Annotated in this window: 16 protein-coding genes; 6 read left to right on the top strand and 10 right to left on the bottom strand. The window is 67.7% G+C overall.

Going from position 1 to position 16027, the window contains the following annotated elements:
• Window positions 1-130: 130 nt before the first annotated feature.
• The 4 genes from NV1_RS26625 to NV1_RS26610 form a co-directional block, all read right to left on the bottom strand.
• Window positions 131-1783 carry an acyl-CoA synthetase gene (locus tag NV1_RS26625; protein ID WP_067896997.1) on the bottom strand — a complete coding sequence of 551 codons (1653 nt, stop codon included), beginning with the start codon at window positions 1781-1783 and terminating at the stop codon, window positions 131-133.
• Window positions 1784-1921: 138 nt separating this feature from the next.
• Window positions 1922-3202 carry an RNA polymerase sigma factor gene (locus NV1_RS26620; protein WP_067896994.1) on the bottom strand — a complete coding sequence of 427 codons (1281 nt, stop codon included), beginning with the start codon at window positions 3200-3202 and terminating at the stop codon, window positions 1922-1924.
• Window positions 3203-3215: 13 nt separating this feature from the next.
• Window positions 3216-3569: a YciI family protein gene (locus tag NV1_RS26615; RefSeq protein WP_067896992.1), complete on the bottom strand. Its 354-nt coding sequence runs from the start codon at window positions 3567-3569 to the stop codon at window positions 3216-3218.
• Between the two features lie 28 nt (window positions 3570-3597).
• Complete coding sequence (locus tag NV1_RS26610; protein WP_067896990.1) at window positions 3598-4167, bottom strand: dihydrofolate reductase family protein; 570 nt, start codon at window positions 4165-4167, stop codon at window positions 3598-3600.
• Window positions 4168-4382: 215 nt separating this feature from the next.
• Between NV1_RS26610 and NV1_RS26605 the strand changes: the two genes are divergently transcribed.
• Entirely contained in the window at window positions 4383-5063 is a 681-nt protein-coding gene (locus tag NV1_RS26605; RefSeq protein WP_067896987.1) for a hypothetical protein, read from the top strand.
• Between the two features lie 35 nt (window positions 5064-5098).
• On the opposite strand, the gene NV1_RS26600 is transcribed toward NV1_RS26605, so the two are convergent.
• Complete coding sequence (locus NV1_RS26600) at window positions 5099-6067, bottom strand: quinone oxidoreductase family protein (RefSeq protein ID WP_067896984.1); 969 nt, start codon at window positions 6065-6067, stop codon at window positions 5099-5101.
• Window positions 6068-6203: 136 nt separating this feature from the next.
• Between NV1_RS26600 and NV1_RS26595 the strand changes: the two genes are divergently transcribed.
• Window positions 6204-6740, top strand: a complete 537-nt coding sequence (locus NV1_RS26595) for a TetR/AcrR family transcriptional regulator (protein ID WP_067896981.1) — start codon at window positions 6204-6206, stop codon at window positions 6738-6740.
• Between the two features lie 200 nt (window positions 6741-6940).
• On the opposite strand, the gene NV1_RS26590 is transcribed toward NV1_RS26595, so the two are convergent.
• From NV1_RS26590 to NV1_RS26570, 5 genes are all read right to left on the bottom strand, one after another.
• A complete protein-coding gene (locus tag NV1_RS26590; protein ID WP_067896978.1) occupies window positions 6941-8179 on the bottom strand; it encodes an acyl-CoA dehydrogenase family protein in 1239 nt (412 codons plus the stop codon).
• A gap of 232 nt (window positions 8180-8411) precedes the next feature.
• Window positions 8412-9803 carry an acyl-CoA dehydrogenase family protein gene (locus tag NV1_RS26585; RefSeq protein ID WP_373864656.1) on the bottom strand — a complete coding sequence of 464 codons (1392 nt, stop codon included), beginning with the start codon at window positions 9801-9803 and terminating at the stop codon, window positions 8412-8414.
• Window positions 9804-10331: 528 nt separating this feature from the next.
• Window positions 10332-11117, bottom strand: a complete 786-nt coding sequence (hisN, locus tag NV1_RS26580; RefSeq protein WP_067896972.1) for a histidinol-phosphatase — start codon at window positions 11115-11117, stop codon at window positions 10332-10334.
• Between the two features lie 30 nt (window positions 11118-11147).
• Complete coding sequence (locus tag NV1_RS26575) at window positions 11148-11951, bottom strand: SDR family oxidoreductase (RefSeq protein WP_067896970.1); 804 nt, start codon at window positions 11949-11951, stop codon at window positions 11148-11150.
• A 112-nt stretch (window positions 11952-12063) separates the two neighbouring features.
• On the bottom strand, window positions 12064-12651 hold the full coding sequence (locus tag NV1_RS26570; protein WP_067896968.1) for an NADPH-dependent FMN reductase: 588 nt from the start codon (window positions 12649-12651) through the stop codon (window positions 12064-12066).
• Window positions 12652-12783: 132 nt separating this feature from the next.
• On the opposite strand from NV1_RS26570, the gene NV1_RS26565 reads away from it, so the two are divergent.
• The 4 genes from NV1_RS26565 (at window position 12784) to NV1_RS43835 (ending at window position 16027) form a co-directional block, all read left to right on the top strand.
• Window positions 12784-13641, top strand: coding sequence for a helix-turn-helix domain-containing protein (locus tag NV1_RS26565; RefSeq protein WP_067896965.1), 858 nt, complete (start codon window positions 12784-12786; stop codon window positions 13639-13641).
• 118 nt (window positions 13642-13759) lie between these two features.
• Window positions 13760-14878 (top strand): peptide chain release factor 2, encoded by a 1119-nt coding sequence (prfB, locus tag NV1_RS26560; RefSeq protein ID WP_067896963.1) that lies wholly within the window; start codon window positions 13760-13762, stop codon window positions 14876-14878.
• 143 nt (window positions 14879-15021) lie between these two features.
• Complete coding sequence (locus tag NV1_RS26555; protein WP_067896961.1) at window positions 15022-15882, top strand: mechanosensitive ion channel family protein; 861 nt, start codon at window positions 15022-15024, stop codon at window positions 15880-15882.
• A complete protein-coding gene (locus tag NV1_RS43835) occupies window positions 15869-16027 on the top strand; it encodes an Rv3103c transmembrane domain-containing protein (RefSeq protein WP_157117378.1) in 159 nt (52 codons plus the stop codon). The genes NV1_RS26555 and NV1_RS43835 overlap by 14 nt, the downstream gene beginning before the upstream one ends.

Raw genomic sequence — 16027 nt, 5'->3', positions numbered from 1 at the left:
ATCCCGCCTGACCTGGGCCGGGCTGACCGCAACATCGAGATCCAGTGCGTGCTAACACTAGCAAGCAGACCTGCTCGTATGTGGTTAGCGTCTCTGTTACCGACGGTACCCTCAAAGGGTCTGGTCAGGCCTACTCCGTGATCCGATACTCGACCAGTTCACGACGCAGAAGTTTGCCGGTTGTGTTACGAGGGAGTTCCTCGAGGAAGATCACCTCGCGCGGCACCTTGTAGCGCGCGAGGGTGCCCTTCACATATGCCTTGATCTCTTCGGCGTCGGGTGTGGCGCCCGGCTCGGCAACCACGAAGGCGCGCAGTCGCTTACCGAATTCCACATCGTCCACCCCGACCACCGCGGCGTCGAAGACATCGGGACGTTCCAGCAGCAGGTTCTCCACCTCCTGCGGGAAGACGTTCTCGCCGCCGGAGACGATCATGTCGTCGTCGCGGCCGTCCACGAACAGCAGGCCGTGCTCGTCGAAATGCCCGACATCGCCGGAGGACATGTAGCCGTCGATGATCTGCTTGTGCCGCCCGTCGGTATAACCCTCGAAGGGCGAGCCCGAGCGGATGAAGATGCGGCCGGTGACGTGCTTGTCGTGGATGCGATGGCCGTCGTCGTCGAACAGCGCCACCTCACAGGTGACCGGTGCGCGGCCCGCGGTTCCGGGTGCGATCGCCAGATCCTGCGGCTGGGCCACGGTCGCGACGGCGCATTCGGTGGAGCCGTAGAGGTTGTGCAGGACATGGCCGAACGCCTCGGTGGCCCGCACGGTCAGCTCGGGCGAGAGCGCCGAACCCGCGAGCACGATCGATTCCAGCGAGGTCAGGTCGTACTTCGCACGGACTTCCGGCCCCAGTTCCACCATGCGGTGCAACATCGTCGGCACCGCGACGAGCATCTCCACGCGATGTTCGGCGATCTTGCGCAACGTGTCCTCGGCGTCGAATCGGCGCGTGGTCACGACGGTGTTGCCCAGTGCCACCGCGACCAGCCAGGTGGCCTGGCCGGTGCTGTGGAAGATCGGCGAGACGATCATCACGGTGCCCTGGCGGGGGAACGGGATCCGGTCGACCACCTGGACCGTCGCCATCGGCGAGATCTTGCCGCGCGGCGCGCCCTTGGGCAGGCCGGTGGTGCCGCTGGTGAGGATGACGAAGCCGCCGACCGTCTGCGGGAACGGCAGTTCGGCGGTCGGGTTCCCCGCGATGAGTTGTTCGATCGTGGTTGCGCCGGAAGGGATTTCGTGGCCGTCATCCACCCAGGTGAGTACCCGCGGCAGGTCCGGGGGCAGGGCGTCGAGCAGGTCGACGAATTCACTGTCGTGTAGTACGGCCTTGACCTTCTCCCGCTCGCACACCTGCGCGAACTGTGGTTTGGCGAAGCCGGTGTTCATCAGTGCCACCCGCGCGCCGGCCTTGCCCGCCGCGGCCATCGCCAGCAGCAGGCCGTGGTGGTCCCGGGCCAGGATGGCGATCACCGTGCCCGGTGTGATGCCGATATCCTGCAGGCCGCGAGCCAGTGCGGTGGACTGCTCGTCGAGCTGGCGGTAGGTCAGCGAGCCGCGCTCGTCCACGACCGCCGTGCGGTCGGGCCACAGCCGCGTCGCACGCCGCACCGCGGTCGCCTGCGACCCGAGGACCGCGCCCTCCTTCGCGGTTCGCAGCGTTTCCTGCAGATTGCGCGGATCGATGATGCCGCGCTCCCGCAGCACGTTGACACCCCGGATCGCCTCGACCGTGTGAAGCACCCTGCGCTGCAACTGTTTCAGAACCGACGTCACCTGCGAACACCTCCACACGACTACCGTGCGCAACTCGCACGCCTACCGACCGAGTGCTGTGGACGGTAGCAGCCCGGTGTGACGCGGGATACAGAAATTCGGCCAACTGTGACCAAGGTGCACCGTACGGACTTGGTACTAACCCGGCTCCGCGCAATCGGCGGCGCGTGCCCGCAGGTACGACTGTTCGGCGGTGTTCGCGGTGAGTTCGATGGCCCGGAGGAATTCATCGCGTGCCTCGCTGTGGCGTTCGAGCCGGGCGAGCAGATCGCCGCGGACCGCGTGCAGCAGGTGGTAACTGTCGAGCATGCCGGTCTGTTCGACGGCATCGACGAGTTCGAGCCCGGCCGCGGGGCCGTGCACCATGGTGATGGCCACGGCGCGGTTGAGTTCCACGACGGGAGACGGAAGACGTTGGGCCAGAATGGCATACAGTCCGGCTACGCGTTGCCAATCGGTGTCGGCGGGTGTGCGGGCCGAGGCGTGCACGGCGGCGATGGCGGCTTGCAGCGCGTACGGGCCGGGTGGCGCCGCGCGTTGCCGGGCGGTCGCGTGTGCTCGGGCGAGTGCGGCGAAACCGCGGCGAATCAGCAGTCGGTCCCAGCGCGAGCGATCCTGATCGGACAGCGGCACCAGGCGCTGCGCGATATCACTGCGCGCGTCGAGCCGGGATGCCTGCAATTCGAGCAGCGCGGCGAGACCGTGCACTTCCGGTTCGGCCGGCAACAATGCGGTCAGGATGCGCGCCAGGCGCAGAGCGTCGTCGCAGAGTTCGCCGCGCATCCACTGCTCGCCGGAGGTGGCGGCGTATCCCTCGTTGAAGATCAGGTAGATCACCTCGAGCACGGCGTCCACCCGCGCCGCGAGCTCGCTCTCATCCGGGACCGCATACGGGATGCGGAGTGTCTTGATGATCCGTTTCGCGCGCACGATCCGCTGCGCCGCAGTCGATTTGGTGACCACGTAGGCGCGGGCGATCTCCTCGGTCGTCAAGCCGCCGACCATCCGCAGGGTCAACGCCACGCGAGCCTGGCGGGGGAGTGCGGGATGGCAGGTCGTGAAGATCATCCGCAGCATGTCGTCGGAGATCCCGATGTCGATATTCGAATCGGCACCGGGAAACCCCGACCTCTGCTCGTCCAGGAGATCTCGGCCGAGCAGAGCCAGCTTGCGAGCGAAGGTCGCATCGCGCCGGAACCGGTCGATCGCACGACGTTTCGCCACGGACATCAGCCAGCCGCCCGGATTGGCGGGCACGCCCTCGCGCGGCCACTGTTCCAGCGCCGCCACGTGTGCGTCCTGGGCGAGTTCCTCGGCGGTGTCGATATCGCCGACGACGCGGGTCAATCCGGCCACCAGTTGCGGCCATTCGATCCGCCAGGCAGCCTCGACCGCCCGCTGCGCCGGCTCCTTGCTCATCGGCGGTGTGGGCTCACGGCTGATCCAGCTGTCTGACCTCGATCTCCATCGTCCACTCGGGTCCGTGCACCCGCAGGAATCGGGACGCCCACTCCACTGCCTCGTCCCGAGAGCGGGTCTGCAGCAGGCAGTAGCCGCCGATGATCTCCTTGGATTCGGTGAACGGTCCGTCCAGGACGGTGAGTTCGCCGTTCGAGAGCCGAATCCGGGCCGCCTCGTCGAGCGGCCACAGGCCGGCGGTGTCCAGCAAGACCCCCGCCTTGGTCATTTCCTCGATCAGCTTGTCCATATCCTCGGCGAGCGCGGGATCCGGGCCGGCGACCGGCTGGGCCGACGGATCGAGGCGGATCAGGAGTAGGTGACGCATCCGATGTCCTTTCTCGGGCGGCCCGTGCTCAGGCGGTCCGGTAGCGGAGGTACACCGCGCCGGAGTCGAACGACTTCGATTCGGTCAGCTGCAGGTCGAGCGCCGTCTTCTCCGGGAAAAGCGGAGTTCCCGAACCGATGACCACCGGGTGCACGACGAGCCGGAACTCATCGATCAGACCCAGCTCGAGGAACGAGTGCACCAGCTTCGGGCTGGCGTAGATCGCGATCGTATCGCCCGGTTCGGATTTGAGTTTCGAGAACTCCTCGGCCAGCTTGCCGGTGATCAGTCGCGTGTTGTTCCATTCGGCCGACTTCAGTGTGGTCGAGCAGACGATCTTGTCGACGGCGTTCACCCATTCCGCATGCGCGCGTTCGTGCGCCGAGCTTTCCTCGGTGGGCTGGTTGCTCCAGTATCCGTACATCCCGAGATAGGTTTCGCGTCCGTACACGGCGGTGTCGAAATCGGCCTGGATGTGCGTCGTGTACTCCGCGAGCTCCTCGCTGTAGGCGCGGTGGGTCCATTCGAATCCCGAACCTTGCCCCGAGGAGGCGAAACCGTCGAGGGTGAGGTGTTCGAACGCTACGATCTTGCGCATTCTTCGATCCTTCCGGTTGTGCGGCCGCCTTGCGGCCCCTTCACCTACCCGTCGAACGAACGACCCCGGAATCGACACCGACGGCATTCGAACCCGTGTGCGTCGGATGTTCTCCGATCCGCCGCCCCTCGATCGCCCCAGCATGGCAGGTGGGTACGACAGGTTCGCCGCGCGGCGTTTCGCGGGTACGGCGCCGTGCCCCTAGGGTGGGTCGCATGCGTATCGCGGCATTGGCAGTGCTCGTACTCGTGGTGGCGGGCTGTTCGACCCCAACCGATCAGCACGCGCACACCGTTCCGCCGAGCGGGCCGGCCACTTCCGCCTCGACGACTGCCTCGACCACCGCCGCGTCCGGTGGCGCGCCGGGCCGCGGGGCGTCGTTCGCCACGGTCGACACCTGGGTTCGGGCCGGTAGCGAGGTCGAGGCGGCGCATTACGCCACCGCGACGACCCAGGACGGTACGACCATCCCGCTGAAGCACGGTGACGTCGCGTTCACCAGCCCCACCGGAAAGATCAAGTGCACCAGCGATGCCGAGGAGGGCATGCCGGGTCTTTCCTGTCTGGTGGACCTGCGGAATCCGCCCGCCCAACCGGCCCACAGCGGCGAGGGCGAGTACGTGGCCAATTGGATCGACTTCACCGGAACGAAGGCATCGGTGGGCTCCATGCACGGCGACCCGGGTCCCTTCGTGCGCGGCTACGGCAACAAGCTCCCCTACGGATCACGCATCGCCGCAGGCGATTACACCTGCCGGATGGATTCCAGCGGACTGATCTGCGAGGACAAATCCGCCGAATCCGCCATCCGCATCAGCGATGCGGGCATCCTGCCCTACGGCTGTCTGAGTGAGAAGACCCCCACCGAGGGCATCGGCGAACTCTACGGCTGCTGAGTACCGGCACCGAATACCCTGCGGGACAACGGCATCTATCTGGTGAGAAGCACCGCCCCGATGGAGTGACGCTGTTCGAGTTCGCGATGCGCGGCAGCGGCCCGGGCGAGCGGGTATCGAGCGTGGATCCGTGGAATCAGCTCTCCGCGAGCCGCCGCCGCGAGCGCTCGAGCGGCATCGTCCCGCTGCTCGGCATCGGACTTGCGGATGACCGCGCCCAGCGGCCCAGATACGGTCACCCCCCGGCTCGCGAGCGTACGGGCGTCCAGATCGGGCCAACGGCCGGATGCGAAGCCGTACAAGCCGATTCGGCCGCCGCCGTCCGCGACGGCCGCGAGCGCCCGCTCGGCGGTCTCGCCGCCGACCGCGTCGAGCGCCACGTCCGCACCGCGGCCCCCGGTCAGCTCCCGCACTCGCTCGGGCCATTCGTCGATACCGTGGTCGAGCGCGTGATCCGCACCGAAATCCAGTACGGCACCGCACTTCTCGCCGCTCGCGACCCCGATGACGGTGGCTCCGGCCGACTTCGCCGACTGGACCAGCAGTGAACCGATCCGGCCCGCAGCGGCGGTGATCAGCACGGTGTCCGCACCGCTGACCCGCATCTCGGTCAGCAGACCACCCGCCACGGCGCCTGCCTGGAACACCGTCAACGCGGTATCGAGCGCCAGACCCTCCGGTAGCGGAAACGTGTAGCCGGCCGAGACCACCGCGCGTTCGGCGTATCCGCCGCGCTGACCGACCGTGGTCGCGACGACGGTCCTGCCGATCAGGCCGCGATCCGCCTCGGAGCCGACCGCGATCACCCGGCCGCCGACCTCCAGTCCGGGCGTCCACGGCAGCGGCAGCGGGTACCGGCCCGAACGCACGATCACATCACCGTAGGCGACCCCCGCCACCTCGACCTCCACCAGAACCTGCCCGGCATCCGGCACCGGATCCGCGACGTCATCGATGACCAGCACCTCCGGTCCGCCGAATCGGGTGACCTGCACAGCCCGCATGGTGTTACTCCTACACTCGGTACGGAACGAGACAGGTTGTCTCGTTCGAAACGACCAATGCAGTGTCCGATTGCGCGGGATGGGGCCACAAGAACCACATCGCGGACACTGTCGCGAACGAGACGGAGAGCGAAAATTGTCTCGACCCGATGTGCGGGTACGCCGCACTCGCGCGCTGCTGCGGGAGGCGTTGGTGGATCTGATCGAGGATCGCGGATTCGATCGCGTGACCGTGGCGGAGCTGACCTCCCGCGCCATGATCAGCCGCGCCGCGTTCTACCGGAACTACCGGGACAAGTACGAGCTGGTCGAGCAGATCTTCGACGAGGCCATGGCCGAGATGACCGCCGGTGGCGAAGATACCCGCACGTCGCGGGAACGTTGGATCGGCTTCTTCCGGCACATCGATGCGTATCACCGGCTCTACGGCGCGCTGCTCGGCCGCAGGGGCAGCCCCTGGTTCGCCGACCGCATGCGCTCGGCCCTGGCCGCCATGTCCACCGCGCACCTCCCGGATCGGCAACCGGACGCGCTCGTCCCCAGCGTCATCTCCGCGATGTTCGTCCAATCGATCGTCTGGTGGCTCGAACACGACCGCCCCTGCCCACCCGAGCAGATCGCCGACGAGTCCGCCCGCCTCGTCGGCGCAGTGCTCGGCGAGGCCGCTCACTGAAACCGTGCCGGCCCGGAATACCTGGAGACCGGCCGCCCCGATCGCGAGCGCGGGCATGACCGACGGGATGGCCGGCGACAGCCTGTCTCGAGTCGATGTTGCCGAAACAGCGCGCTGGGGCCCGCCTCGCGTGGTCGAAGACGAAAAAACCGGTGCGGGCCCATGTCGGGGTTCCGCACCGGTTCTCGTTGTGCGCCAGGCTACTTCAGCTCGGTGCTGGTGAGCTCCAGTACCCGGCGGGCGACGATGAGTTGCTGGATCTGCTGGGTGCCCTCGAAGATGTCCAGGATCTTGGAGTCGCGGCTCCACTTCTCCAGGAGGGTGCGCTGGGAATAGCCCAGGGCGCCTGCCAGTTCGACGGCCTTGAGGGTGACGTCGGTGCCCATCCGGCCCGCCTTGGCCTTGGACATGGATGCCTCGAGCGAGTTGGGCTTCTTGTTGTCGGCCATCCAGCCCGCGCGCAGGGCCAGCAGGTACGCGGCCTCCCAATCCGCTTCCAGGCGAAGGAACTCCGCGGCGGCGGCGTGCTGGTTCATCGCGGGGATGTCGTAGGAGATCTCCACCCCGGCCTCGGTCAGGATGCGGCGCAGCTCCTCGAGCGCGGCGCGGCCGACGCCGATGGCCATCGCGGCGACCAGTGGCCGGGTGTTGTCGAAGGTCTGCATGACCCCGGCAAAACCCTTCTCCACGTTGACTTCCGGGCTGCCCAGGATGTTGTCCTTCGGGATCCGGCAGTCCTCGAGCCGCAGTTCGGCGGTGTCGGAGGCCTTGATGCCGAGCTTGTGCTCGAGCCGGGCCACGGACAGGCCCGGGGCATCTCGCGGCACCACGAAGGATTTGATGGCCGCCCGGCCCTTGCTGCGGTCGACCGAGGCCCACACCACGATGTGGGTGGCGCGCGAACCGGCGGTGACGAAGATCTTGGTGCCGTTGAGAACCCATTCGTCACCGTCGAGGGTGGCGGTGGTGGTCACCGCGGCCGAGTCCGAGCCGAACGACGGTTCGGTGATGGCCATCGCGGCCCACACCTTGCCGAAGCGCTCGAGCTGTTCGTCGGTGGCGACCGCGGCGATGGCGGCGTTGCCCAGGCCCTGATAGGGGATCGAGAGCATCAGGCCCACATCGCCCCAGGAGGTCTCCAAGGCGTTCAGGAGCGCGGACATGTTGCCGCCGTTGGAGTTTCCGAGCAGTTCGGTGGCGTGCGAGGTCTCCTCGCCGTCGCCCTTCTCGGATTTGCGGCCGCCGGTGGCCCCGGAGATGTCCTGGGTGCCGGAATCGGCCAGGCCCTCCACCATGGCGGCCATGGTGTCCAGCTCGACCGGGTAATCGTGTTCGGACAGGTCGTATTTGCGCGAGACCGGGCGGAAGATCTGCGCGGCGACCTGATGGGCCTGATTGGCGCTGGCCCGCAATTTCTTGGGTAGTTCGAGATTGATCATGGATTCGGCTCCATCAACTGGATGGGGGTCGCGGGACTACCCGCGCGGCAAGTTCTGAATGGTGCGGCTTCTCGGCTCACCCGGCCCGCCGACTCCGGACAACGCCCACTCCGAGGCCGGGGCCCGGGTCGATTCTGGACTGACCGGAGCGGAGGAGCGAAGCGGGGGAGCGGAGGGAGGGAAGAATCGGCCCTTCGGGGGCCCCGGCCCTGCCGAAGCGAAGCGGAGGCCATCAGCAGAGCACGACGCCCTCGGCAACGCCGACGGCTCGCAGATCGCGGTACCAGCGCTCGACCGGGTGCTCCTTGGTGTAGCCGTGGCCGCCGAGCAACTGCACGCCGTCCAGGCCGATCTGCATGCCCTTGTCGGTGGCCAGCTTCTTGGCCAGGGCCGCCTCGCGGGCGAAGGGCAGGCCCTGCTCCGCGCGGGACGCGCCACGCAGGGTGACCAGGCGGATGCCGTCCAGTTCGATGGCGATGTTGGCGACCATGAAGGCCACCGCCTGGCGATGCGCGATCGGCTCGCCGAACGCCTCGCGCTCCTTCACATACGGCTTGACGTAGTCCAGTACGGCCCCGCCGGTACCGGCCGCAAGCGACGCCCAGCCCAGCCGGGCCAGCCGCACCGCGTCGGCGTAGTCCTCGGCGTGCTGTGCGGCATCGCCGTCACCCAGCAGCGCGTCGGTGGCGACCGGGACGTTGTCCAGGATCAATCGCCCAAGGCCCGCGGCGCGTAGACCCATGCTCGGATCGGCCTCGATCACCAGCCCGGGAGTATCCGATTCGACGACGAAAAGCGCTGGGCGGCCGTCGAGTTCGGCGCCGACTATGAACAGCTCCGCATCGGCCGCGGCCGGTACGAGGCTCTTGACGCCGTTGAGCCGGTAGCCGCTGGGCGAGCGAGTGGCCTTGGTGGACAACGCGAACGGATCGAACAGCGGGCGCGGCTCGCTGATCACGACCGAGGACTGCGGGACGTTCTCACCGGTGAACGCGCCCAGATAGGTCTTCTGCTGCGCGTCGGTGCCCCACTGGGACAGGGCGACCGCGACGCCCGAGGGCGCAAGGATCGGCAGCGCCAGACCCATATCGCCGTGTGCGAGCGCCTCGGCGACAAGGGAATTCGTGACCGCGCCGCGTTCGGTGGCCGCGCCGTCGAGCTCCTCGGGCACGTTGATCAGGGTGATGCCGAGCTCGGCGGCGCGCTCCAGCAGATCGCGCGGGGCCCGAGTGGCGGCGTCGGCGTCGTGGGCGGCCGGGCGCAGGATCTCTCCGGCGAAGTCCCGCACCGTCTCGACGATCATCTGCTGCTCATCGGACGGGGTGAGGTCGAAGTAGTCCTTCCCGCGAGATTCGTTGGTGGGCAGCCGCTTCGGCTTACCACCGCCCGATACCTTGCCGAATGCGCGAGTTGCCGCGCCGAGTGTGCGGAAGCCGGTCTTGGTGCTCTCGTAGGTCCATCGTTCGATGGGCTTGCGCAAGTTGTACTTCTCGGCCAGCTCCGAACCCGTGATGGTCGTCATGACTCGCATGGCCGCGCCCATCCAGTCGCGTTTGACCGGGTTCAGCCCGACGGCGGAATCCGGGCGTCGCTCGGTTGCGGTGTCTCGAGTGCTCATAATCACCAGTCTTCTCGTGGTGGGGGTGATCGGGTGTTCCCAGCTTCTTACTTGAGAGTAAGTCTATCTTACTCCAGAGTAAGAACGCCGCCAACCGCTAGCGCGTTCACCGCGATCTCGACCACAGCTACCCTGTTCGTCGCCGTTGCGCGTCGGTGCTTCCCCTGCCCGTCGATACCCACCGAACGGCTGCGCGGAACGTCCCGGCCGGCCGGAACTCGCCGTGATCGCGGCAGGCCGCCCACCGCACTCGGGCGAGGGGGGGTGATGGCACAGACACTTCGGCGCAATCCGCAGCCCGGGTCCGGACCCTCGGGCTTCAGCGCTGTCGCCGCGGGCCGGGCGTCGGCAGTATCGCCGCGGCGACCGGACCGCGCCGGATTCGCCGATGCAGGTGGACGCCGTCGCGGGTCGGCCGCACATTTTCGTCGACCCGAGCGCAAGCCCGGCACGATCACGGGATCCGTTGCGGCGCAAGGATCCTGACGTAACGTGCGGATGGCCGGATGGTCGGTGGGCCGTCGGCTCGGGCGATCACCTCTCCAGGCGGGCGAGAACCTGGTCGTGCAGCAGTCCGTTGGTGGCCACCGCGCTGCCGCCGTGCGGGCCGGGGGCGCCGTCCAACGCCGTGAACGCTCCACCGGCTTCGCGGACCAGCACGTCCAGCGGGGCCAGATCCCACAGGGAGACCTCGGGTTCGGTGGCGATGTCGACCGCGCCCTCGGCGAGCAGGCAGTAGCTGTAGAAATCGCCGTAGCCGCGGGTGCGCCAAACCTCGTCGGTGAGACCGACGAGCTGGTCCCGCAGACCCAGGTCGCGCCAGCCGGACAGGCTCGAGATGGCCAGGCTGGCAGAACCCAGTTCGGCGACCGCGGAGACCGAGATAGCTTGTGGCTCAGCGGCGTTCACGCTCGACCAGGCGCCGGAGCCGGTGGCCGCCCACCAGCGCCGGAACAGCGCGGGTGCGCTGATGACACCCACCACCGGAACACCGTCCCACAGCAGCGCGATCAGCGTCGCCCACACCGGAACGCCGCGCACGAAATTCTTCGTGCCGTCGATCGGGTCGATCACCCACTGGCGCCCGGAGAACTCGGCATGGCCGCCGAACTCCTCGCCCAGCACCGCATCGGTCGGACAGTGCCGGCCCAGCGTCGCCCGCAACGCCTTCTCCACGGCCAGGTCGGCGTCGGAGACCGGCGTCAGATCGGGCTTGCTGTCGACCTTCAGATCCAGCGCCCCGAAGCGGGCGCGGGTGATCGCGTCGGCCTCCTCGGCGAGACGCAGGGCGAGGTCGAGATCGGCGGTGTGGTCGGTCACGGCCTCACAGGTTACCGGGCCTGTTCGGGACTACTCGAAGCTCCACCGGGCGGGCCAGTCCTTACCGCGGAACGCCGCATCGATACCACCGTCGCAGAAGACCACCGATCCGACGAAGAACGAGGCCCGATCCGAGACGAGGTATGCGGCCAGTTCGGCGATCTCCTCCGGCCGCCCGGCCCGGCCGATCGGGGTGGCCCCCAGGAACCCCTTCATCCCCTCGCCGACCAGCGGATCGGTGGTGCCCTCCTGAGTCATCGGGGTATCGATGATGCCGGGGGCGATGGCGTTGATGCGGATGCCGTCCTTGATCAGATCCGCCGAGCGAGTGCGCGCGTACCAGGCCAGGGCGGCCTTGGTGGCCGGATACGCCTGGATGGCGCCCCATTCGCCGAAGGAGTTCGCGATCTCCCGGGCGCGGTCCTCCTCCCCGGCCAGACACGCCTCGGCCAGATCGACCGGCCAATTCGGTTGCGTCGTCGTGGAATTCGAGGACACCAGCACCACCGCTGCGGAGTCCGACTCGCGCAGCAGCGGCAGCACGCCCTCGAGTACGGTGATCGCCCCGAAGTAGTTGACCGAGACGACCAGGTCGCCGGGCCGCCCGGTGGCCGCGGCGACACCGGCGAAGGGCAGGAAACCGTCGAGCCGGCCCGCGCTGATCCGAGTGATTTCGGCGACGGCATGGGCCCGGCCGTCCGGCATGCCCAGGTCAGCGGTCACCTCGGCATTGCGCAGGTCGACACCGATCACCCGGTGCCCTTCTCGCTCGAGGTGTGCGGCGACGGCCGCCCCGATCCCCGACGCGCTCCCGGTCACGGCGATGGTCCCCATCGACCCTCCTGTTTCGGCTGGATGAAACCACGAATCGGACCGAGGTTAGCCGCCCACCGGCCCGGTTCGCGGTCCCGTTCCACTGAGCGGACGGCTGTGCGTGCGCCTGTGCTCAGGACGCGAGCCGTGCTGCGGCCAACGCCGAAGCCCACCAGTGCAATCGGTCGAGCACGACCACTGCCGCCGCTTCCTGTTCGGCCGGAGCCGTCCACTGTCCCTCGGCGTCGAACAGCTGGTAATAGCGCGGGAAGGACACGTAATCGCGGATCGTGTGCGCGTTGAGCTCGGCGAACACCTGTCGCAGATGCGCGATGGCATTGAGGCCGCCGCTCGCACCGCTGTAGCCCACGAAACCGACCGCCTTGCGGTCCCATTGGGTGTAGTGCCAGTCGATCGCGGTCTTGATGGAGGCCGGATAGCTGCTGTTGATATCGGGCGTGACGATGACGATCGCGTCCGCGGCCTCGAGACGCCGCGTCAGGTCGGCCATTCCGGCGGGTCGCGGCGGGTTCGGCTCCACGCGCGGCGGAACCGCCGGAAGGGCGACGGGCAGATCGGCCTCTGCCAGATCGATCAGGTCGACTTCGAACCCCTCGTGCCGCCGTGCCTGTTCGGCGAACCACTCACCGACCACCGGCCCGAAGCGGCCCTCCCGGACGCTGGCGATGACAACGGCGAGCTGCATTGTGCTGCTGGACATTTCGAATCTCCTTCGGAACGCGTCGGTCGCTGTTGTCGACTCTGCCGCCCGGCCGAGAGGTGAGGGAGCCTGCTGCGAGAGTGGTAGCGAGAGGGACACCCTCGCGGCGGTCGGCGCTGTTACCTTCGGTTCGTGAGCGATAACGAGCTGGGGTTGTTCCTGCGCACTCGGCGCGAGGCGGTTACCCCCGCCGAGGTCGGGTTGCCCGCCGGCCCACGTCGCCGCACGCCCGGGCTGCGCCGGGCCGAACTCGCGACTCTCGCCGGCGTCAGCGTCGAATATCTGATCCGGCTGGAGCAGGGTCGCGATCGACACCCGTCGACGGTGGTGCTGTCGGCGCTGGCCGATGCTCTCCGGCTGAGCCCGAGCGAGCGCGTCCAACTGCATCGTCTGGTCAAGGCGGCCGATCCCGGCTTCAGCTGTACCGGCGGCGCGCTGCCCAACCGGCTGGTGCGTCCCGCGGTGCAAGCGATCCTCGACCGCTTGGCGCCCACGCCCGCCGCCGTGTTCAATCGCCTCGGCGAGGTTCTGAGCTGCACCGATGGCTACCGTGCACTGGTCGGCGGGACGGGCCTGCTCGACCACGGCCTGCCCGCGGGTTACCCGCGCTGGCTGTTCACCGATCCGCGCGCCCGCATCGTCCACCCCGATTGGGAACGTCGAGCCGATCTCGCGGTGGCCACTCTCAAGGCAGGCCCCTTCCGATCCGACCCGACGATCGCCGCCCTCGCCGACGAGTTGGCATTACTCGTGGGCGAGCAATTCACCCGCCGCGTCGCCGAGATCGCCGGCCTGCCTGATACGAACGGGATCGGCCGGATGGATCATCCGGAGGCGGGGGTATTGCGCCTGGCCTACGAAAGGCTGGAGCTGTCCGCCGACGACGATGAGTACATCCAGATCCAGCTGCCCGCCGACGAGGCGACCGCCGCGGCACTCGACGCGCTGCTGGGCCGTCGGCCGGGTGGGTTGCGCGCGGTACCGAGCTGAACCGACCGGCCCGCCGCGACACTCGCGATGCCGATGGGCGGTTGCCGACACCGGCTCGCGCCGGAGCGCGGCTCGCCGCATTTCACCGCCTTACGCGCGACCGGTAGATTGGACAACCGTGCACCCTGACGTCACCGCTGATCTCGCCGAACTCGACACGACTCTCAAGACGGTCGAGTCCGTGCTCGACATCGACGAACTGCGCCGTCGCATCGATGAGCTCGAACATCAGGCCGCCGATCCGGACCTGTGGAACGACCAGGAGCACGCACAGCAGGTCACCAGCGAACTCTCCCATGCCCAGGGCGAGTTGCGCCGCGTCAGCGATCTGCGGCAGCGCCTGGACGATCTGCCGGTGCTGTACGAACTCGCCGAGGCCGAGGAGGGCGAGGCGGCCACCGAGGCCCTCGCCGACGCCGACGCCGAGCGCGTCGCGCTGCACGCCGACGTGGAGGCGATGGAGGTGCGCACGCTGCTGTCGGGCGAGTACGACAAGCGTGAGGCGCTGGTGAACATCCGCTCGGGCGCCGGTGGCGTGGACGCCGCGGACTGGGCCCAGATGCTGATGCGCATGTACGTCCGGTGGGCGGAGCGGCACAAGTACGGCGTGGAGATCTACGACACCTCTTACGCGGAAGAGGCCGGGATCAAGAGCGCGACCTTCGCGGTCAAGACGCCCTATGCCTACGGCACGCTGTCGGTGGAGATGGGCACGCACCGGCTGGTGCGGATCAGTCCGTTCGACAATCAGGGCCGCCGCCAGACCTCTTTCGCCGAGGTCGAGGTGCTGCCCGTGGTCGAGACCACCGACCACATCGATGTGCCCGAGGGCGATATCCGCGTCGACGTGTACCGCTCCTCGGGACCCGGCGGCCAGAGCGTCAACACCACCGACTCGGCGGTGCGCATCACGCACCTCCCGACCGGTATCGTGGTGACCTGCCAGAACGAGAAATCGCAGTTGCAGAACAAGATTTCCGCGATGCGCGTGCTGCAGGCCAAACTGCTCGAGCGCAAGCGGCAGGAGGAGCGCGCCCAGATGGATGCGCTCAAGACCACCGAAGGTGCGTCCTGGGGCAATCAGATGCGTTCCTATGTGTTGCACCCCTATCAGATGGTCAAGGATCTGCGCACCAATTACGAGGTGAACAATCCGACAGCAGTACTCGACGGCGAGATCGACGGCTTCATCGAAGAGGGAATCCGCTGGCGGATGCGCCAGGGCGCGGAGGAGTAATCCGCGGTTTGCTCGTGCTCGTGCCAATCACGGCACTATCACGGCGTTTCGATCCGCGCCGAGCACCGTAGTAGCCTGTTGGGCGTGTGTTCGGGTGGCAGCATGGCAGATTCTGACGGGCCGAAGTCGGCAGAGGTGAGGGAATGACCGCGAATCTGGCCGACGGCTCGACCCTGGCCGGGGTCGGCGCCTGGGCGCGTTCGGGCGGCCTGGAGATCGTGCTGTTCGTGATCGGCGCGATGCTGTTCAGCCGGTTCGCCCAGTTCGTCCGGGACCGGATCATCCGCCGGATCGATGCGGGCTTCCAGGGCAGTGATTCGCTGGTCCGCTCGGAGGCGGCCAAGCACCGGCACGCGCTGGCGCAGGTGGTCACCTGGGTGCTGCTGTCCATCGTCTATTTCCTGGTGGCGCTGGAAGTGTTGCAGCGCTTGGGCTTTCCGCTCGGCGGTCTGGTGGCCCCGGCGGCGGTGATCGGTGCCGCGCTCGGTTTCGGCGCGCAGCGCATCGTGCAGGATCTGCTCGCCGGATTCTTCCTGATCACCGAGCGGCAGTACGGATTCGGCGATGTGGTGAGTATCGCGGTCACCGGCCAGACCTACCCGGCCGACGGCACCGTCGAGGACATCACCTTGCGGATCACCACCTTGCGCAATCCGGACGGCGAGGTGATCACCGTGCCCAACGGCCAGATCGTGAAAGTCACGAATCTGTCCAAGGACTGGGCGCGCGCGGCGATCGACGTGCCGGTTCCCGCGACCGCCGACATCACCAAGGTCAACGAGATCCTGCACGATGTCGGCGCGAAGGCGTTCGCCGATCGGAAACTGAAATCGCTTCTGCTGGACGAGCCCACGGTGATGGGACTCGAGGACCTCACCGTCGATCAGATGAACATCCGCATGGTTGCCCGGACGCTGCCGGGCAAACAGTTCGAAGTCGGCCGCGAGCTCCGGGTGCGGGTTGCCGCGGCATTACGCCGGGAGGGCATGAGTGAAACTGCGTAAATCCACCGCGGCCCTGATCGCCGCCTGGGTCGCGACGTTCGTTTTGTACGTATTCGTCAAGCCGGCTACCCCCGATCACAGTGGCTTCTCACCGATTGCCAATACGATTCCGAAATCAGTGATTTCGTCCACGCAGACCAAGTGA

Source organism: Nocardia vaccinii NBRC 15922 (genome assembly GCF_001613305.1).
Taxonomy (GTDB): Bacteria; Actinomycetota; Actinomycetes; order Mycobacteriales; family Mycobacteriaceae; genus Nocardia; species Nocardia vaccinii.
The sequence above is the reverse complement of the archived record's forward strand: the minus strand, read 5'-3'. Positions and strand labels throughout refer to the sequence as shown.